13 protein-coding genes are annotated in these 18,921 nt (G+C 70.7%); 4 read left to right on the forward strand and 9 right to left on the reverse strand.

The annotated features are described in order from the left end of the window. Positions 1-158 precede the first annotated feature (158 nt). The 3 genes from NR810_RS15495 to hprK form a co-directional block, all read right to left on the reverse strand. Positions 159-2,780, reverse strand: a complete 2,622-nt coding sequence (locus NR810_RS15495) for a carbohydrate binding family 9 domain-containing protein (protein WP_257453375.1) — start codon at positions 2,778-2,780, stop codon at positions 159-161. Between the two features lie 105 nt (positions 2,781-2,885). Then, a complete protein-coding gene (rapZ, locus tag NR810_RS15500; RefSeq protein WP_204225023.1) occupies positions 2,886-3,752 on the reverse strand; it encodes an RNase adapter RapZ in 867 nt (288 codons plus the stop codon). Continuing rightward, positions 3,749-4,714, reverse strand: a complete 966-nt coding sequence (gene hprK, locus NR810_RS15505) for an HPr(Ser) kinase/phosphatase (protein ID WP_257453380.1) — start codon at positions 4,712-4,714, stop codon at positions 3,749-3,751. The genes rapZ and hprK overlap by 4 nt, the downstream gene beginning before the upstream one ends. Positions 4,715-4,763: 49 nt before the next feature. Here hprK and NR810_RS15510 point away from each other — a divergent pair, with 49 nt between their 5' ends. From NR810_RS15510 to NR810_RS15520, 3 genes are all read left to right on the forward strand, one after another. Then, on the forward strand, positions 4,764-6,230 hold the full coding sequence (locus tag NR810_RS15510; RefSeq protein WP_257453381.1) for a glycosyltransferase family protein: 1,467 nt from the start codon (positions 4,764-4,766) through the stop codon (positions 6,228-6,230). A 63-nt stretch (positions 6,231-6,293) separates the two neighbouring features. Beyond that, positions 6,294-6,638, forward strand: coding sequence for a histidine triad nucleotide-binding protein (locus NR810_RS15515; protein WP_257453382.1), 345 nt, complete (start codon positions 6,294-6,296; stop codon positions 6,636-6,638). Between the two features lie 64 nt (positions 6,639-6,702). After that, positions 6,703-7,458, forward strand: a complete 756-nt coding sequence (locus NR810_RS15520) for a YoaK family protein (RefSeq protein WP_257453383.1) — start codon at positions 6,703-6,705, stop codon at positions 7,456-7,458. 1,201 nt (positions 7,459-8,659) lie between these two features. Here the strand turns inward: NR810_RS15520 and NR810_RS15525 are convergent. Then, the gene (locus tag NR810_RS15525; RefSeq protein WP_257453384.1) at positions 8,660-10,720 is read right to left on the reverse strand and encodes a chloride channel protein; all 2,061 of its coding nucleotides are present in this window, start codon (positions 10,718-10,720) and stop codon (positions 8,660-8,662) included. A gap of 229 nt (positions 10,721-10,949) precedes the next feature. Here NR810_RS15525 and NR810_RS15530 point away from each other — a divergent pair, with 229 nt between their 5' ends. Continuing rightward, positions 10,950-11,333, forward strand: a complete 384-nt coding sequence (locus tag NR810_RS15530; protein WP_257453385.1) for a hypothetical protein — start codon at positions 10,950-10,952, stop codon at positions 11,331-11,333. On the opposite strand, the gene NR810_RS15535 is transcribed toward NR810_RS15530, so the two are convergent. The 5 genes from NR810_RS15535 to NR810_RS15555 form a co-directional block, all read right to left on the reverse strand. Continuing rightward, positions 11,330-12,124 (reverse strand): ABC transporter ATP-binding protein, encoded by a 795-nt coding sequence (locus tag NR810_RS15535; RefSeq protein WP_326522505.1) that lies wholly within the window; start codon positions 12,122-12,124, stop codon positions 11,330-11,332. The genes NR810_RS15530 and NR810_RS15535 overlap by 4 nt on opposite strands. 22 nt (positions 12,125-12,146) lie before the next feature. Beyond that, complete coding sequence (locus tag NR810_RS15540; RefSeq protein WP_257453388.1) at positions 12,147-14,951, reverse strand: serine/threonine protein kinase; 2,805 nt, start codon at positions 14,949-14,951, stop codon at positions 12,147-12,149. 103 nt (positions 14,952-15,054) lie between these two features. Then, positions 15,055-16,737 carry an FHA domain-containing protein gene (locus NR810_RS15545; RefSeq protein WP_257453389.1) on the reverse strand — a complete coding sequence of 561 codons (1,683 nt, stop codon included), beginning with the start codon at positions 16,735-16,737 and terminating at the stop codon, positions 15,055-15,057. 90 nt (positions 16,738-16,827) lie between these two features. Next, on the reverse strand, positions 16,828-17,508 hold the full coding sequence (locus tag NR810_RS15550) for a cell surface protein (RefSeq protein WP_257453390.1): 681 nt from the start codon (positions 17,506-17,508) through the stop codon (positions 16,828-16,830). Continuing rightward, the gene (locus tag NR810_RS15555; RefSeq protein WP_257453392.1) at positions 17,505-18,848 is read right to left on the reverse strand and encodes a hypothetical protein; all 1,344 of its coding nucleotides are present in this window, start codon (positions 18,846-18,848) and stop codon (positions 17,505-17,507) included. The genes NR810_RS15550 and NR810_RS15555 overlap by 4 nt, the downstream gene beginning before the upstream one ends. Positions 18,849-18,921: the final 73 nt, after the last annotated feature.

Below are 18,921 nucleotides of genomic sequence, written 5' to 3' on the forward strand. Positions count from 1 at the left end.
CTGTCGGCTGCCAGACGAGGAAGCAGTACGGGCAGGCGGGAAGGACCCTCCTTCCCCGCGCATCGTCCTCTCGACCAGAAGGAGCGCCATGGGCAGGGGTGTGAGGACGGAGGTGCAGGACGCGGGTGTGGCCCCCATGTCGGTGGGCGAGCGAGGGCTCAGCCAGCGGGGAACCACCAGCTCAGCTTGAGGGCGAAGGTGTGGCCACCGGGCGCGGCCAGCGCGTCCCCCAGGAAGCGCGGCGCCAGGGCGTTGCCCCGGAACGAGTCCGTGTACCGGTTCTGCTGCCATACCAGGAAGAGCGTGCTGCCCGGGCGCCACTCCCAGCGCAGCACCACGTTGCTGCGGAAGGAGCGCAGGTTGAAGTCCGGGTCATCCAGGCGGAAGGAGGTGCCGCCATCCACCAGCTGGAGGCCACCGTCGGGCAGGCGCGTGAAGGAGTCGTAGCGGCGCGGGGTGCGGCCCCCCGCCCGTTCCAGCTCGCCGAAGCCGCCGAAGGAGCCGCTGGAGGCAAAGGGCTCGGCGTAGGCCTCGATGCTCAGGTCCGGGGAGAGGAAGAGGTTGGCGCGCAGCCGCAGCGCTACTTCCCGGCGTTGCACGGCGCCGAAGACGTAGCGGTTGCCGAACGTCTCCGCTCGGCCGCCCTCCAGCGTGTCCACGTACTGCACGCCGTCGGTGTAGAGCGACGCGGTGGGCTCGATGCCCAGGCGCAGGCGCCGGTGGGGCTGAAGGGTGAGCGAGGCGCCCACGTAGCCGCCACGGCTGCCCGTTTCGAAGGCCCAGGCCCCACCGTTCACGTTCCAGCGCGTGGTCTCGGAGAAGCTGTTGTCGAGGGAGAAGGACGTGTCCACGCCCTGCCCCGTCTGCATCAGCGGCCCGCCCCGGGTGAGCGTGTCGGAGAGGGCGCGCGGCAGGTACGTCACCCGGAGGTTGCCCGACCAGAAGTTGGGGAAGGTGGCGGAGCCCGTCAGCTCCAGGCTGCTGGCCTGGCGCGAGAGCCCGTAGTTCCAGTTGCTCGAGGCGGCCAGGCCCAGCTCCCAGTTGCGCAGCAGGCGGCCCGGGTTCGTCTCGCGGTAGCGCAGTCCCAGGTTGACGTCGAGGTTGTCCGCGTTGTCGAGCTGGCCCACGTCGTTGAGCTCGAAGCCGGGGGAGTCCGCGCCCACGCTGGCGTTCCACAGCCAGTGCTCGCCACTCACCCGCTCCAGCCGGGCCCCCACCGTGTAGCCGGTCATCGAGGTGGCCCTCGGGTCCACCCGCACGTGCTTCTGGTCCGGCCGCTGGAAGAAGTGGGCGCTGGACTCCTGGATGCGGGTGATGGCGGCCGGGTCTCCGCGCACCACGCTGCCGCCCGCGTAGCCGGAGAGGACGTACTCGCCGTCGAGCAGCCGCAGCCGGAAGTCCGCGCCTCCGGTATACGCCTCGCGGGCCAGCTGGAGCGTGAGCCCCTCGCCCGCGCCGATGTCCCGCAGCAGCGAGGTGAAGGTGGCGCCCACCACCGAGCCTCCAGGTCCCAGCTCCTGCTGTGCGCGCAACACGCCGAAGCCGGTGCGCGAGTCCAGCTTCACCCGGCCCTGCTCGCGGGTGGAGAAGTCATAGGTGTCCGCGAACGCGTCGCCGGTGAAGGCGCCCAGCGCGCCCAGCGACAGGCCCGAGGACAACCGCCCCGTGAGCTTCGCCGCGCCCCAGAGGGTGCTGGCCTGGGGGGAGCGGACGAAGTCGGCTTCCGCGGAGAGCCGCGGCGCGCCCCCCACCCGGCGCGAGTAGAAGTAGTTGGGTCCGTTGCCACTGTTGAAGAGCTGGCTGCCCTCGGTGAAGAAGGGGCGGCGCTCGTCGAAGACGGACTCGAAGGCGGTGAGGTTCACCTGGGCCGGGTCCGCGTCGAGCTGCCCGAAGTCCGGGTTCACCGTGGCGTCCAGGGTGAGGTTGGGCCCCAGGCCCACCTTGGCGTCCAGGCCCACGCGGCCCGCGTAGGGGCGCTGGTGCTCGAAGGGCGTGCCCGCCCGGGGGTTGCCGCCCGAGTCCAGTTGCAGGTCGCTCGACACGTAGGGCACCAGCTCGACGCGGTGCGAGGAGGCCACGCCGCGGATGCCGTGGAGCTCGCCAAAGTGGGAGGACCAGCCGGTGACGTCGCGCGGCACCACCACCCAGAAGTCATCCTCGTTGCGGCGGGGGATGTAGCGGTTGATGTTGACGCCCCACACCTGCTCCCCCTTGCCGTTGAAGCGCAGCTGCGAGAAGGGGATGCGCAGCTCGGCCACCCAGCCATCGGAGGTCCGCCGTGTGCGGGCCTGCCAGATGGGGCTGTAGGAGGCATCGCGTTGGTACTCGTCGTCCTCCGGGTGGTACCAGTCCACGCGCACGCCCGCGGCCGTGACGGCGAAGCTGTAGGCGGTGCGCCGGTCCCGGTACGTGTCGAGTGAGATGATGAGGCGCTCGGCGGAGCCGCTGTCGTCGCGCCGGGTCATCACCGTCTCGATGTCCTCGGGCCTGTCGCTGGACATGCGCGCGCCCACGTAGAGGGCATCCGCGTCGTAGACGAAGGCCACCTCCGTGCGCAGCGAGGCGGGCCTGCCCTGGTGGGGCTCCTTCTGGAGGAAGCCGCTGGTGAAGGCGGCGTGCCTCCAGACCTCGTCGTCGAGCACGCCATCCAGCAATGGGCCCTTCTCCACCTGGAGGGCATCGATGCGCCGCTCTCCGGCCGGAGCGGGCTCCTGGGCCTGGGAGGGGGGCCCCACGGCGAGCAGGGAAGCGAAGAGGGCGGGCGCGAGAAGGAGGCGCATTGCGGGGCGAAGAAACACGCCACACCGCCAATCCCAGCCCAGCCGACAGCATCCAACCCGGGGCCCCACGGCCCGTGCGTGGGGCGGGCGGCCTGGGAACCGCGCCTACTCCTTCTCGATGTCGCGATCCCAGAGCTGCACGCGCGGGTGATCCCCGGACAGACGCTTGCGCAGCTCCTCGGCGATGGCCACCGAGCGGTGCTTACCGCCCGTGCACCCCAGCGCCACCGTGAGGTACGCCTTGCCCTCCTTCTGGTAGCGCGGGAAGAGGAACTGGCAGAGGTCCACCACCTTCTCCACGAACTGCTGTGTCTCCTCGCGATCCAGCACGTACGCGGCCACGCGCGGGTCCTTCCCCGTCAGCCCCTTGAGCTCCGGGACGAAGTAGGGGTTGGGGAGGAAGCGCACGTCGAGGACCAGGTCCGCCTGCGGCGGCACGCCGTGGCGGAAGCCGAAGCTCATCACCGACAGGGAGGGCCCGCTGGCCGGCTCCGGGTTGAAGCGCGCCTGCACCATGCGCTTGAGGTCGTGCACGTTCAGCGCCGACGAGTCGATGACCTGGTCGGCCATCTCCCTCAGGTCCTTGAGCGCCTCGCGCTCGGCGCGGATGCCCTCGGCCACGCTGCCCGTGGGGGCCAGCGGGTGGCGGCGGCGTGTCTCGCTGAAGCGGCGGATGAGGCTCTCGTCGCTGGCGTTCAGGAAGAGCACCTCCACGTGGTGCCCCGCCCGGCGCACCTCGTCGAGCACCCGGGGGGCCTCCTGCAGGAAGATGCCCTCGCGCGCGTCCACCACCAGCGCCAGGTGCTCGAACTGGCCGCCACCGGCCAGCTCGGTCAGCTTGGGCAGCAGCAGCACCGGCAGGTTGTCGATGCAGAAGAAGTTGACGTCTTCCAGGGCACGGATGGCGGTGGACTTGCCCGAACCGGACATGCCCGTGATGACGACGATGTGCTTGGCCGGAGCGGTGCTCACTCGACTTCCTCACCCATGGAGCGGCGCATCGCCCCTTCGGCGATGGCACGGTTGAGTCTCTCGGCGAACTCCCTCGCCGAGTGGTGGCCCTGCTGCTTGAGCAGCTGGTTGCGCGCGGCCACCTCGATGATGGTGGTCATGTTGCGGCCCGGGCGCACGGGGACCACCGAGAGCGGGATGTCCACGCCCACGATGCTCATGAACTTGTCCTCCACGCCCAGCCGGTCGTACTCCTGCTGCGGGTCCCACTCGTGCAGCTCGATCACGAGCTCGATCTTCTTCCGCTCGCGCACCGAGGCCACGCCGAACAGGTCCTTGATGTTGATGATGCCCAGGCCGCGGATCTCCATGTGGTGACGGATGACGGGGTTGCCCGTGCCATACACCACGCCGGGCCGGCGCCGCGTCACGTCCACGATGTCGTCCGCCACCAGCCGGTGGCCGCGCATCACCAGGTCCAGGGCAATCTCACTCTTGCCGATGCCGCTCTTGCCCAGCAGCAGGACGCCCACGCCGAACACGTCCATCAACACGCCGTGGAGGCTGCTGGACTCCGTGAGCGCCTCCTCGAGGAAGGCCTGCACCTGCTGGATGAAGGTGCTGGAGAGCAGCGGGGTGCGCATCAGCGTGAGCCCCGTCCGCTCACAGGCCTCCAGCAGCGCGGGCGGCGGAGCCAGGTCCTTGGTCACCACCACGCAGGCCAGCTCCTCCTGGAAGAGCGAGTCGAGCACCTCGCGCTGGCGCTCCGCGGGGAGGGTGCCCAGGTAGGAGACCTCGGTGTTGCCGAACACCTGGACCCGGTGCGGATGGAGGTGCTCGGTGAAGCCCGTGAGGGCCAGCCCTGGCTTCTGGATGCGCGAGGAGGTAATGCGGCGCTGCACCCCTCGCTCCCCCGCCACCAGGGTCAGCCGGAGGTCGTACTCGCGGTCTTCGAGGAGCTGTGACACCCGGATTGAGTTCATCGGCAGGGGTGGAATATCACCCGCCGGACTTTTTGCGTGGTGAACCCTCATGTCCGCTCCCACTCCCACCCCCGGAGAATCCGCCGAGCGGCCCCTTGCTCGAGCCGTCCTCGTGCTGGCGCTCGGGGTGGGAGCCGCACTGCGGGTGTGGTTGGGCCTCTCGGAGGACGGCATCTACTGGCCGGACGAGGTCTACCAGAGCCTGGAGCCCGCGCATCGGCTCGTCTTTGGCTACGGCCTGCAGGCGTGGGAGTTCATCGAGGGGGCGCGCAACTGGGCCCTGCCCGGACTGGTGGCGGCCCTGTTCGAGCTGGCCACATGGGTGGGGTGGGAGGAGCCGCGTGGGTACCTGGGTTTGACGCGGGGCGTCTTCGCCCTGGCCGGCGCGGCCACGGCCTGGGGGAGCTGGCGGCTGGCGCGGGCGTACGGGGCGTCGGCGCTGGCGGCGGCGGCGGGGGCCAGTCTCTTCGCGCTCACCGCGGTGCCCCTCTACTTCGCCCCCCGGGCCATGAGCGAGAACGCCTCGGCGCTGCCCGTGGTGCTGGGACTGGCCCTGGCGCTCACGCCGGGGGCCTCGCGGCGCGCGGGGGTGGCCGGGGCCTCGCTGCTGGGGCTGGCCGTGCTGCTGCGCCTGCAGAATGGCGTCTTCTGCGTGGGCCTCGTCGGGGTGCTGGCGGCCCGGCGCGACTGGCGGGGAGCGCGGGATGCGCTGGCCGTGCTCGCCGGGTGGGCCTTCCTCTTCGGGTTGCTGGACCGGCTCACCTGGGGCCGCTGGTTCCACTCGGCCATCGTCTACCTGGACTTCAACCTCCTCCAGGGCAAGGCCGCCCTCTGGGGCACCGCGCCCTTCGAGTACTACGGCCGCGTCCTGCTGCGCTCCATGGGCGCCGTCACGGTGGTGGGAGGGGGGCTCTCGCTGCTCGCGGCGAGGAGGGCCCCGGGCCTGCTGGGCGTGGCCGCCGCCTTCTTCGTGCTCCACGCGCTTCAGCCGCACAAGGAGCTACGTTTCCTGGTGCCCGTGCTGCCGGTGTTCGCCGCGCTCGCCGGCGTGGGGCTGGACGTGGTGCTGCGCCACCTGCCGCCCTCGCCCGCGCGGCTGGCCCTGCCCCTGGCGGTGGTGGCGGTGGCGGGCTTCTCCGGCCTGCGCGTGGGGCGGCTCACCTTCGGTGACCTGGGGCAGTACGAGGACCTGAAGCCCCGGGCGAGCGCCTGGGACGACTTCGGTCCCCTCAACCGGCTGCTCATCACCGCCGGGCGGCTCCCGGACGTGTGCGGCTTGAAGGTGGAGGCGGTGCACCTGGCCTGGACGGGTGGCTACAGCTACTTCCACCGCGACGTGCCCCTCTACGCTCACAACGGCCCGGGACACGCGTCCGGCCTCTACAGCCACATCCTCACCCTGCAGGGAGGGGCGGGCGCGGGCGAGGTGGTGGCCTCCGAGGGCCCGTTCGTCCTCGTGCGGCTGCCGAACACGCGCTGTGCTCCGGACCCGGCCTGGAGCTCGCGCCTTCCGTGAGCCGGACGCTCGTACGCGAGGGCCATTCCCTCCGCCGCGCCACGCTGCTAATCCGGACCGTCTATGTCTGATTGCATCTTCTGCAAGATTCGCGACGGCCAGGTGCCCGCCAGGGCGGTGCACAGGGACGAGCAGTGCATGGCCATCGAGGACATCAATCCGCAGGCCCCCACGCACCTGCTCGTGATTCCCCTCGAGCACATTCCCACGGTGAACGACCTCACCGTGGACCACCGCGCACTGGTGGGCCACCTGTACCTCACCGCGGCGAAGCTGGCCCGCCAGCGGGGAATCGCCGACAACGGCTACCGGCTGGTGATGAACACGCACCGTGACGCGGGGCAGACGGTGTTCCACATCCACCTGCACGTGCTCGGTGGACGTCCGCTGGAGTGGCCACCAGGCTAGCTGTCGGTGAAGCGCCAGGGCGTGGTAGAAAGACATCCGCCGTCTCTTCTGGGATGCCGTAGCCATGTTCAGCGCCGCGACCTCGTCGCGTAACCGTCTGGCGTATTCCACACTCGCCCTTCTGCTGGCCGGAGCGGCGGGAGCGGTCAACGCCACCAGCTTCTTCGCCTTCGGCCAGCACCTCACCCACATGACGGGGCACGTCTCCGCGGTGGGCGAGGCGGTGGCGACGGGCCGGTGGAGAGGCGCGCTCGTGGCCGGCAAGCTGGTGCTCGCCTTCGTGGTGGGCGCCATCACCGCCGCGGCGCTGCTGGATGCCTCGCGCCATCGGCGGCGCGGCCGCCACACGCCGGCCCTCTTCGTGGAGATGGTGACCCTGGGCGCCATCGGCCTCTGGGCGCACGAGCACCCCGGGACGAACGAGCCCACGCTCATGTGGGGGCTGGCCTTCGCCATGGGCCTGCAGAACGCGCTCGTCACCCGCGTCTCGGGCGCCGTGGTGCGCACCACCCATCTCACCGGAGTGCTCACCGACATCGGCATCCAGCTGGTGCGGATGGTCGTCTGGGTGCGCGATGGCGTGCGCGAGCGAGGTCTGCTCGGCCTCTGGCACAAGGTGCGTGAGCTGCCCTCCGCCGAGCAGTTCGAGCGCACCCGGCTCCACCTGGGGCTGGTCCTCGCGTTCCTGAGCGGCAGCATCCTCGGCTCGGCCCTCTTCCTGCGCATCGGCGCGCCCGCCATGGTCACTCCGTGCGTGGTGCTGCTGCTGGTGATGGCGCTCGACGTCAGCCCCGCCGGGGCCCGCGCGCCCGCCACCTGACCGGGAGAATGTTCGAGGCGGGCCTCGTCCTCCTCAAGAGTCCGGTTCGCACGTCCAGGGCTGCTCGTCCGAATCGCGGCGGCATTTCTGGTGGGGCTCACAGGCACCGGAGACGTTCGGGTCACACGGCTTCCGGCACATGGCTCGGTGACAGACGAACCCCTCGGGACACGAGCGCCCGCCCGAGCCGCAGAACGTGACGCACTCCATCCAGGCTTCGCCTGGACGGTTTGGGGGCTCGCTCACCAGACACTTCTGTCCCTCGGGGCAAGGCCGCTGCTGACAGTTCTGGCCGTGAATCGCGGCGCACACCGAAACAAGCTTGTTGGCGCGGATGCACTGAAGTCCTTCTGGACAAGACCGGCCTTCGCACGTGGGCAGACACGAGGGACCGTAGAGGCTGTCGTTGCAGAAGAAACCCGTGGGGCAGCTCTCGGGCTCCTCCAACCGGCAGGGGCGTCCACACCGCCCCTGACAGGAGAGCCCCGGCCCACACCCATACTCACGTGTGTCGGACGAAGCCAGGCAGGGCTCCCCCTCCTTCCTGACTCCCACGAGCGCACAGATGCGGACCCGGGAAACGCCATCCCGTAGAGGCATGACGCGGCAGGCGAACCCCTCCGAGCAGTCCTGGTCCGTCACGCACCTGCTGTCCGTGCAGTAGCTCGCCATGAATCGCGTATTGAAGAGGCAGCCGAGCGGAGACTCACACTCATCGCTCCGCTGACATGAGCGGCCATAGGTCAACAGCCCCTGACGTTCCTCGGGAGAAAGCATCGGGATTACCCCTGGGTCTGAAGCCTGCCGTGGCCCTCGGTTGAACAACGAGTGGAGCAACCCGGCCAATGGCGCCACGAGGAGGAGCCCGAGAAGGAGGGCGAGCGGCATACGCCACTTCATGGGTAGGTGACCCGGCATTCCCGCGGGCACTCGAGCGACTCCCAGGATTCAGGATCTGAACAGCGAGCCCTCCAGGTGGATACATCCAGGGGCAATCCTCCTCGTGCAGCATCTCGTCGATGTCCTGCGCCGTGGCCCGATCGATGGTGCCTCCCCTCCCCCATGCGTGTGGGCATCCCGCGCAGACAGCCAACAGCGGCGTCAAGCAGACGGTCAGTCGCCAGTCCATGCACCCCCCTGGGAAAGACAAGGACTATAGGTCAACAGGAACAGGGTCGACGGACCTCTGTCGTAGAACCCGTCAACGCGGAATCTCCGTCGGAGTGAAGGGAGGCTCGGCCCTCGGCTTGTGCCGCTCCCCTCGCATGAAGCGCTCAAGCCCCTCGCGTGTCACCACGCCCACTTGCCCCTCGCCCTGCACCGGCAACGCGTCCACGGTCTGGGTGTCCATGGCCGCCAACGCGTCCCCCACCTTCGTGTCCGGAGACACCGGACTCGCCACGTCCACCAGCGCGGCCACCGTGGCCCCGCCCTCCGCCTGCCGCCAGCGCTCACCCAGCGTGCTCGCCGTCACCACCCCGAGCAGCTGCCCCTCCGCTCCCCGCACCGGCAGCGCCGCCACCGGCGCGGTGAGCAGCCGCTCGCGCAGCTCCGAGACCGGCACTTCCGGCCCCACCGGCTCCATCCACACCACCATCGCCCGCACCGGCGTGCGCAGCAGCGTGTGCAGATCCACTCCCGCCTTGCGCTCCACCAGCGTGTGGCACAGCGCCGAGGCGATGGTGCACGTCACCATCAGGGGCAGGATGATGGCGTAGTTGCCGCTCAGCTCGTACACCATCATCAGCCCCGTGAGCGGCCCTCGCGTGAGCGCCGCCACCGCCCCGCCCATTCCCACCATCGCGTAGGCGCCACTCGGCGCGGTGATGCCGGGCATGGCCGCGTGCAGCACCTCCCCGAAGGCGCCTCCCGCCAGTGCCCCCATCACCGTCATGGGGAAGAACGTGCCTCCCGAGCCTCCCGAGCCCAGCGTGAGCGCCGTGCCCACCAGCTTCAGGACGCAGCCCGAGGCCAGCAGCGACAAGGACAGCTCCCGCACCGCCGCCTCGTTGATGTATTCGTGCCCCGTGCCCCACACCACCGGGTGCACCAACGCCAGGCACCCCACCAGCAGCCCTCCCATCGCCGCTCGCAGCGGCAACGGCTGCCGTCCCAGGAAGGCGCTCAGCCGCCCCGCCTTCTTCCCGTGGAAGAGCTCCTCGATGTCGTGCATCGACCGGATGAAGGCGTACGCCAGCAACCCCGTCACCAGCCCCAGCACCGCGTAGAAGACGATCTCCCAGCCGCTCACCATGGAGTAGGCCACGCGTTGAATCATCGCGCCGTTGCCCATGACGCCCCGGCCCACCATCGTGGCGGTGACGCTCGCGAGGATGATGGGCGAGAAGACGCGCAGCTGGAACTCGCGCAGGATGATCTCCATCGCGAAGATGGCCCCGGCGATGGGGGCGTTGAACGAAGCGGCGATGCCCGCTCCCGCGCCGCTCGCCAGGAGGATGGCCAGCTCGCGCCGCGAGAAGCCCAGGGTGAGCCCCACCTGCGAGCCGAAGGCCGCACCTCCGAAGACGATGGGGCCCTCGCGTCCAGCCGAGCCGCCCGTGCCGATGGTGATGGCGCTCGCCACCAGCTTCAGCACCCCGTCCCGCCCGGACAGCCAGCCCTCGCGCTCCACCGCCTTCACCACCTCGGGCACGCCATGGCCATGCGTCTCGGGCCGGTTCTGCAACACCCGGCCCACCAGCGCGCCGCCCACCATGGGCAGCAGCGGCATCAACCAGGGCGAGAGCTGCCGGAGGCTCCGCCCCGGGTCCTCCATGTGGCCCAGCACGGAGTTCACCGCCGCCAGCGCCACCAGCGGGTAGTAGAGCGACAGGGCCCCCAGCACCAGCAGCCCCAGCACCTCCAACCGGCGCTTCACCTGGTCGCGCGGTCCACCGGGCAGGATGATGCGCGCGAGCACCAGCGCGCCCAGGCCCAGGGGAACGCCGACGATGAGGTACTCGAAGTGCCAGCGAGCCCCGGCGAAGGCCCGGGCCAGCGCCCCCCGCGAGTCGGACTCCGGCAACAGCATGTCCATCAGCCGGGGGAAGCCCAGGGCCACCCCGCTGACGAGCGCGATGAGGTTGGCGAAGAGGCCCGCGGCCAGACCGCTGTAGAGGCCCACCACCGCGCCCGCCACCGGCAGCACCGAGGGCCCCGGCAGCCGGATGCGGTTGGTGACCGCCAGCAGCCTCAGCACCCACCGGTCCAGCCGCTTCAACTGGCGGCGCAACGGCCCACCCACCTGAGAGGAGGAATCCATCCGCTCACGAACACACGAGGTTGAAGCGGAAAGCCTCTCACGGCCGAGCGGCATGGACCCCCGTTCAATGCGGGAGAGTTCATCCGGCGGACATTCACGGACCCGGCGCGGCGCCCCCTCCGGCCAGGGCCGCCTGCCGGGCGGGCGATCCCTCCCGGCGTGGCCGCTCCCCTCTCCATCCCTACCTTCCATGAGAGGAAGCCAACGGATTTCCGCCAGGAGAGAGACGATGAAGCGCTGGTTGGGATGGACGGTCGTTCTGGGCCTGGGAGGAGCGCTCGCCACGGGTTGCGTCCAGAATCAGGAGGAGGGCGCCAAGGAGATGGGCCCGCCCTACACGCCCATCCAGGAGAAGTACAAATCGCCCCCTGGCTCGGCCGCCGAGAGTCCCCAGGCAGGCACTGGCGGCGCGGGGCTCTCCACGCCCGATCGATGGCAGCCCCACCCGGACAACGCGGCTCGGGAAGACGAGGGGCCCTACATGCTCAGCCAGCCCCAACCGGTGCCCCGCGAGCGCAGGGAATCGCCCCTGGGCGTGGGCTCGGGCACGGACTCGGCCCGGAAGATGGCCATGGACCAGTTGAAGAACCAGGAGAAGCAGGGGGAGCGCTAGCGGCGCTCGGCGGGCGGGCGCGCGCGCGGGGCGAACAGGCGCGCTCCCGAGGGCGCGCTCGCCATCTCCATGGGCACACCATAGAGGGCCTCGAGCCGCTCGCGTTGGAGCACGTCCGGCGCGGGGCCCTGGGCCAGCACCTCCCCATCGCGCAGCAGCAGCACGTGCGTGGCGAAGGCCGCCGCGAGGTTGACGTCGTGGAGCACCGCCACCGCGCCCAGGCCCGCGTCCACCCGCTCGCGCACGCGCTCCAGCGCCCCCACCTGGTGGGCCACGTCCAGGAAGGCCGTGGGCTCGTCCAGCAGCAACAGCCTCGGTTGCTGCACCAGTCCGCGCGCCATCAGCAGCATCCGGCGCTCGCCTCCGGACATGGCCTCGCAGGAGCGCTCCGCCAGGTAGGCCACTCCGAGATCCTCCATCACCTCCAGCGCCAGGGCCTCGTCGCTCGCCGAGGTGAGACCCCACAGGCCCAGGTGCGGGCTGCGCCCCATCAGCACCAGCTCCAGTCCGTTGAAGCCCTCGGCCGACTCGACGGTCTGCGGCACCCACGCCACCTGCCGGGCCAGCGCCCGCGCCTCCCACTCCTGCCTCTCGCGCCCCAGCAGCCGGATGACTCCGCGCGTCCAGGGCATCGCGCCGAGCACGCTTCGCAGCAGCGTGCTCTTGCCCGTGCCATTGGGTCCGAGCACCGCCCAGAGCTCTCCGGCCCGTACGGAGCAGTCCACGCCCCGCAGCACGGGTGAGGGCCCATAGCCGGCGCTCAGTCCCTGGATGTCGAGGAGCGTATCCACCACGTGTCGGGAAGGCCTCGGACTACGAGCCGCTCTTCTTCTTCTGGATGTCCCGGTACAGCGCCTTCACCTTACCGAGCACCTCGGCGTCCTCGACGTCTCCCAGGCCCACCACCTCGGCCTCCAGGTTCTCGTAGCGGCTGCACAGGAACTCGAGGCTCTCGCAGGCATGGATCTTCGTGAGCGCCTTGTAGGCGGTGCGCGTGCGTGCCCACTCCTTCTGCAGCATCGACTGGGGGGCACGCGAGGAGATGGTGTTGGTGCGCTTGCCACGCTGCGACGGACGCTTGCCGGGAGCGGCCGCCGGCGCCTCGTCGGAGCCGGACGAGAGCGGAGCGGGCATGGGCAGCTCCGGAGCCGGCGTGCCCGCGAGGGAGCCCGTGTCCGGCTCCGTGTCGGGAGCCACGGCGAGCGTCCCCGCCGGAGCGGCGGCGGGCGTGCCCGCGTCTTCCGTGCCGGAGGTTCCCGCGTCAGCGGCCAGGGCCTCGAGCGGGGCGGCGCTGTCCGGCCCCCCAGCGGAGCCCGACTCCTTCGAGTCCTCCCGCGCGGAGTCCGCCAGGGAGGAAGGCTCCTCCACGAGGGGGGCAGGAGCGGCGGGTTCGCGGGGCGGAACCGAGCCCGTCTTGTTGCCCGGCAGCGACAACGGGCGAGGAGCCTGAGGCTTCACCTGCTCCTGCTGGCGCTGCATGAAGAAGAGGACGGCCGCCACGCAGCCCCCCAACAGCAGCAGGAGTCCCAAGACGAGCCACACCCGCGAGCGCCTGGGCCGCTGGGGCATGGCCGTGCGCTTCGTGATTTCCTGCGAAGGCAGCCGCGCCGCTTCCTCGGTGTTCTCCTCGTCTTCGTCCGTCCTGTTCCGGGAGGGAACGGGCGCCATCCTCGGAGAGGACTGCGGGCGCTGGGGGACGGCGGGGAGGCCCGTCGAGGTCGTGCGGCGGCGGGCTCCACGAGCACCGGGCCGTGGCCTGCCACCCTGGGACACCTCGTCCTCCTCCGATTCCTGGAAGAGCGATTGATCGAGCACCACGCGCGGCTGCGTGTCCTCATGGAAGACATCCGGCAGGGAGATGCGCGGCTGCGTGTCATCGTGCGATGGGAGCGGCAGCTGGATGCGCGGCTGCGTGTCCTCCAGGCGCACGTCCACCTCGGGCGGGCTCTCCTCGGCGGGCAGTACCTCCTCGCCCTCGTACTCCAATGGGAGCTCCTGCTCCCGGGTCTCGACCTCCTGCTCGGCCTGGGCGTCCCACGCGGACAGCTCCTCGTGCGGCTCCAGCGACGGCTCGAGGGTCTCCTGCGCCTCCTCCCGGCCGAGCTGCGGCGACCAGGCTGGGGTGTCCTCGATGGGCACCGGGGCGGGCGGCGGAGGAGCGGCGGGCATGGCACGCGCGGTGGGAGCCGTCGCTCCGGGCGGAATGGAGGCCCGCAGCATGGCGGCGGACACCGGCACCTCGCGCGTCGGGGTGATCGAACGCGACGCACCGAGCGGCACCGGCGTGGAGGCCCTGGGCGTGGCGGAAGCCGTGAGGCCGGACACATCCACCGTGGGCGAGCCCCCGGGTGACGGCGACGACGAGCGGCCGCGCGCGGACTCCTCGATGGCCTCCACGGCGACGGCGGGGCGGGTGGGCTCCTCCACCACGACGGCCGGCCGCGTCTCGCCCTCGTCGCGCGCCGGACCTCCATCACGGGTGCGCGGCGTGGGCCGGAAGGACAGCGGCTCCACGGAACCATCCAGCCGGATCGTCTTCGGCGGCAGCGTGGCGGCGGGCCTCGGGGGAGCACCCTCCGGCATGTCGATCACCACCGGCTCCGGCTCGGGCGGGCGCCCCGCCTCCTTGAGGCTCGCGAGCAGCTTGCGCTCCCCCTGGTACTCCGGAGCGAAGAGCTCGTGCATGTACCGGCTGACGCTCTCGGGGCCCGCGCCCGGATCCAACTCCAGCATGCAGGCGTTCAACCTGCCGCGCAGCTCCTCCGCCGTCTGGAAGCGCTGCGCGGGCTCCACCGCCAGCGCCTTCATCACCAGCTGCGCCAGCGCGGGCGGCACGGACGGCATCACCTCGCCCAGGGGCCGGATGGAAGGCTGCACCACCGCGGACATCAGCTCGCCGGGAGGCAGCAGGTCGAAGGGGTTCCTTCCGGAGATCAGCTCGTACAGACACAGGCCCACCGCGTACAGGTCGCTGCGCCTGTCCACCGGCTGGTGCCGCGCCTGCTCCGGCGACATGTAGAGGAACTTGCCGAGGATGATGCTCGGGTTCGTCTTCGCCGCGCTCAGCCGGCTCTTGGCCAGGCCGAAGTCGATGACCTTCACCTCCCCCTCGTAGGAGATGAGGATGTTCTGCGGCGAGATGTCCCGGTGCACGAGGTTCAGCTCCCCCTCGTCATCTCCCTTCTTGCGGTGCGCGTACGCGAGCGCGTCCAGCACCCGGCCCATCACGAACAGGATGAAGGTGAGCGGCAGCGGCTTCTGCCTGTCGCGCGCCCGCGCCGCCACCTTGCGCAGGTCCTTGCCGTCCACGTACTCGAGGGCCATGTACGCCTCGCCCTCGTGCAGCCCCATGTCCAGCACCTGCGCGATGGAGCCGTGCGTCAGCTTCACCAGCGTGCGAGCCTCGCCCACGAAGCGCTCGACGAACTCCGGGTCCGCCGCCAGCTGCGGCAATATCTTCTTGATGACGCACAGCTTCTCGAAGCCTTGCAGGCCCTCCAGCCGCGCCAGGAAGATCTCCCCCATGCCGCCCGTGGCCAGCTGGGACAGCAGCGTGTAGCGGCCGAACGGCACCGGCCGGAACGGACGCAGTCGAGCGTTCGAGGTCGATGGGTTCATGCCGGACGCGGGGCGATCATGCTCGGGAGGAGGGCGGCCATGCTCGCATGGAGCCGGGTCCGAGTGCGAGTCTCAACCCACATTTCCCGCATTCACACCCACATCAGCGCACACCGGGATTGGTGAGCTGGGAGACCTCCTCGTCCACCACCTCGAAGGCGGCGACCTTGTCACGAGGAGGGCGGATGAGGCGCTCGCCCAGGGGCATGACGTCGAAGCGTGCGCCGATGACGGCCAGGGTCTTGCCGGTGATGAGCACCTGGCCGGGCATGGCGGTGCCGGCCAGCCACGAGGCGACATGAACGCCCTCGCCCACGGCGGTGTACGAGGGGCGGGCGTCGGGGCCCACCATGCCCACCATGGCGCGGCAGGTGTTGATGCCGATGCGCAGCTCGCAGCGCTCGTCCATGGGGCGGCGGGCCATGTGGCGCTCCCAGTCGGCGCGCAGGGCGAGCGCGGTGCGGACGGCGCGCACGGCGTCATCGGGCCTGGCGTAGGGCGCGCCGAAGTGGGCACGCAGCGACTCGCCGACGAAGGCCTCCACGGTGCCCTCGAAGCTGAAGACGAGGCCGCCCAGGCGCGAGTGGAAGTCGTTGAGCAGCGCGGTGGCGCGCGCGGTGCCGATGCGGACACACAGCGCGCCGAAGCCGACGAGCTCCGCGTGGATGAAGGTGAGGTTGCGCTCCTCCAGACCGGGCAGCTTTCCGCCGGCGCGCTGGGCCTCGGCCGAGCGCCGCTCGACCACCTCCGGGGCGTGGAAGCGCTCCAGGTGGTGGCGCAGGGTCTGGCCCGCCGCAGTGGAGGAGAACTTCTGCACGCCGGTGGCCACCAGGTGGGCCACGGCGGTGCAGGCATCGAGCATGATCTCCAGCTCGGTGTCGTTCCTGGCGGAGGTGTTGACGTAGAGGACGCCGGAGAAGGGCGCCTCCAGCCCGATGGGGATGCAGAGCACCCGGTCCACACCATAGAGGATGACGCTCTCGCGGCTGGCGAAGCGGCGGTCGTCGCGCACGTCGCCCACCAGGAGCGCGCGGCCCTGGCGCAGGGCCTCGTCGACGATGCCGTCGGAGACGGGGACCTCGCCCTTGGCGAGCGCGCCGCGGTGGCGCACGGCGGCGGGCACCATCACGCCGGTGGGGTGACGCAGCAGCACCACGGCGGTGGTGGCGCCGATGCGCTCGAGCACCCGGTCCATGGTGGTCTCGAGGAAGGCCGTCAGGTTGGCGGCGGTGGCGAGCGCCTCGGCGGTGTGGAAGAGGAGGACGAGCGTCTCGTAGGCACCACGCGGACCGGTGGGAGGGGCCGGTGCGATGGGCGCCGCGGTGGCGGGCGTGCCATCCAGGGGGCCGGAGATGTTGTCGAGCGCCCGCAGCAGCTCCACGCTCTTGACGTTCTTGGCGAGGATGACGGAGGGCCCCACGTCATCGCCATGGCCGAAGCGGCGCACGCCCCCGGCGCCCAGGTCCACCATCTCGGTGGCGGCGTTCTCCACCATGTCGGGCTGGCGGACGGAGAGGGTGTTCTCTCCCAGGGTGACGGTGTCGCCGGGTTGCAGATCGACGCTGCCCTGGAGGGGCGAGCCGTTGACGCGGCTGCCGTTGCGGCTGCCGAGGTCCTCGATGCTCAGGGAGTCGCCTTCCACCACGAGGCGGGCGTGCCGGCGGGAGACGAGATCGCCCCCCAGCACGATGTCGTTCTCATCCGCGCGGCCGAGGTGCGTGATGCCCTCTGGCAACTCGTAGGCGGTGTCGAAGTACCCCGGACCATTGATGATGATCTGCCACATCGCGGCGGGGAGATTACACGACCCGGCCCACCTCCGCGTCCCTTGACACGCGGTCAAAAGTGACATCAGCGGGCACGGGTGCCCTGGGTGTCACTTCCACTCGCAGACGGGCGAGCCGTTCACCACCGCGACGGCGTCCAGGTCGAACCCCCCCGCGGAGGAGCCGTAGGAGTTGGACCCGGTGTCACGGATGCGGACGAAGCGGGCCCGGGCCACACCGAGAGTGGACAGGTCGAAGCCATCACCGCCCGCCACGGCCGGATCGGTGGGGCTGATGCCATTCTCCGGCGAGGAGCTCACCGGCTTCACACCGGCGCAGCCAGGGTAGCCACCGGCCCTGTTGGCGGAGTCACAGGGGAACTCGTGCCACGTCTGGCCGTCCTCGCTCACGGCGACCACGCCCGTCTCCGCGAAGTACCCGAAGGCGTTCTCGAAGACGAGCAGGTCCACCCCGGGCCCGTCCACCACCCCGATGTCGGTGAGCTCGAGGACGATCTCCCCGCCCCTGCCAAGGGAGAGCACGTCCAGCGAGCCCATGCCGGCGCCAGCCCCGTGAGGAGGCCCGAGCACGATGTCCGGGTAGCCGTCCTGACCGAAGCCGGCGTCCTCCCCGGGAGAGAAGGACACGACCTTGTCCGCGAACGGCTCGTTGTCGCTCGTGCACACCAGGGCCTGGGGGGGCTCCTCCTCGGAGGGAGCCCCGCAACCCACGGCGAGCAGGGGCATGACGAGCCAGGCGCTCCAGCGCGCCACGGTGCCGTGCGTCCTCATGGCTGGGGCTTCTGCTGGAGGCGGACGAGCCGGCGGCCGTTCTTGTCCTTCACGCCGATGAGCAGGTCCGGGCCCATGGGAGCCATCGACACCACGTTGGTGCAGGCGTTGCTGGTGGTGAGCACGGGCGTGAGGTCGCCCGCGGTGACGGCTTCGGGGTTGATGCCACCGGGCGTCAGCTCGATGCGAGAGACGTCGCGAGTGGCCGTGAAGGTACCGCGATGCAGCGCCACGCCACTGCCGAACCCCGCGACCGCCTGGAGGTCGTTGCCCGAGTAGATTTCAGGCGCGTTGGTGTTGGAGAGGGCGAGGGTCGTCCTGCCCGAGATCGCCGGCGTGTACAGGGCGGGAGCCACCGCGTGCAGGTGGTTGATGTAGGGGGCCCAGGGGTCGCTGGCGGAGCTGTCGGGGACGCCGTAGCCGAACACGGCGACCTTGTCGCTCGTCACCGCCGAGTAGCCGCTGGCGGCGAAGGCATTCGTGGTCGGGAAGGTCGCCAGCTTCGAGCCCTGGAAGGGCTTGGAGGCCAGATTCAGGGCGTAGACGGCGAGACCGCCCTCGGACACGCCGTCGATGCCCAGACCATTGATGAAGAAGGCGCCGGACACGGCGGCGGCGGAGAAATTACCGGGCGCGGAGACGTAGACGGAGTCCGCCGGGGTGACGGTGTCGTAGACGAGCACATTGCCGGGGCTGCCCGTGACGCCCCGGGTGTAACCGGTCAGCAGCCGGGTGCCATCGTTGGTGAGGAACCCGCTCGGGAAGGTGGTGTTGCCGCGATCCGCCTCGGGAACGACGGCGTAGAGGGCCGCCGACCCCAGGGTGATGCTCGGCCAGGTGCCGAGCGCGTAGATGCTGTCATCGGCGACACTGGTGTTGTCGGTATCGCGCAGGCCGTACAGCTTGTACTCGCTGCCGCTCTGGACGGCCGTCACCGCGCCGATTCCCTCGGGAATCGTGGCGGACTCGGCGGCGGAGAAGCCGGTCTGGAGCTGCAGCGTGCCGAGCTTCGGATCATGCGGCAGGTCCGCGCACGCGACCCCCGCGTCGGTCGGACCCGTGCCAGCGTCCGTGCCAGCATCCGTCCCCGTACCCGCGTCCGTGCCCGTCCCGGCGTCCGTCCCGGCATCCGAGCCGGTCTCGTCGGGGATGTCCTGAGTCACGCAGCGTTCGTCCACGCAGACGAACTGCTTGCCCTCACCGGCGTTGCCCTTCCGCGCGCAGTCGAACTGATCCACGCACTCCGGCTCGCAGCCGGTGACCAGCAGCCCCAGCGCCGCGGCGCCCAGCGCCGCCGAGAAGCGACCGAACCACCGCGAACTCCTCGTTGCTGTCTTCATCCGCGTCCTGCTCCTCGCCCCCGCGGGCGCAATGCCTGCGAGGGGAAGCAGGGGCGGGAATCTCCCTCGAGCC

Source organism: Archangium lipolyticum (assembly GCF_024623785.1).
Taxonomy (GTDB): Bacteria; Myxococcota; Myxococcia; order Myxococcales; family Myxococcaceae; genus Archangium; species Archangium lipolyticum.

Coding starts and splice junctions, on each gene's coding strand:
- NR810_RS15495 (WP_257453375.1), bottom strand. CDS start 2,780: ATGCGCCTCCTTCTCGCGCCCGCCCTCTTCGCTTCCCTGCTCGCCGTG.
- hprK (WP_257453380.1), bottom strand. CDS start 4,714: ATGAACTCAATCCGGGTGTCACAGCTCCTCGAAGACCGCGAGTACGAC.
- NR810_RS15510 (WP_257453381.1), top strand. CDS start 4,764: ATGTCCGCTCCCACTCCCACCCCCGGAGAATCCGCCGAGCGGCCCCTT.
- NR810_RS15515 (WP_257453382.1), top strand. CDS start 6,294: ATGTCTGATTGCATCTTCTGCAAGATTCGCGACGGCCAGGTGCCCGCC.
- NR810_RS15520 (WP_257453383.1), top strand. CDS start 6,703: ATGTTCAGCGCCGCGACCTCGTCGCGTAACCGTCTGGCGTATTCCACA.
- NR810_RS15525 (WP_257453384.1), bottom strand. CDS start 10,720: ATGGATTCCTCCTCTCAGGTGGGTGGGCCGTTGCGCCGCCAGTTGAAG.
- NR810_RS15530 (WP_257453385.1), top strand. CDS start 10,950: ATGAAGCGCTGGTTGGGATGGACGGTCGTTCTGGGCCTGGGAGGAGCG.
- NR810_RS15540 (WP_257453388.1), bottom strand. CDS start 14,951: ATGAACCCATCGACCTCGAACGCTCGACTGCGTCCGTTCCGGCCGGTG.
- NR810_RS15545 (WP_257453389.1), bottom strand. CDS start 16,737: ATGTGGCAGATCATCATCAATGGTCCGGGGTACTTCGACACCGCCTAC.
- NR810_RS15550 (WP_257453390.1), bottom strand. CDS start 17,508: ATGAGGACGCACGGCACCGTGGCGCGCTGGAGCGCCTGGCTCGTCATG.
- NR810_RS15555 (WP_257453392.1), bottom strand. CDS start 18,848: ATGAAGACAGCAACGAGGAGTTCGCGGTGGTTCGGTCGCTTCTCGGCG.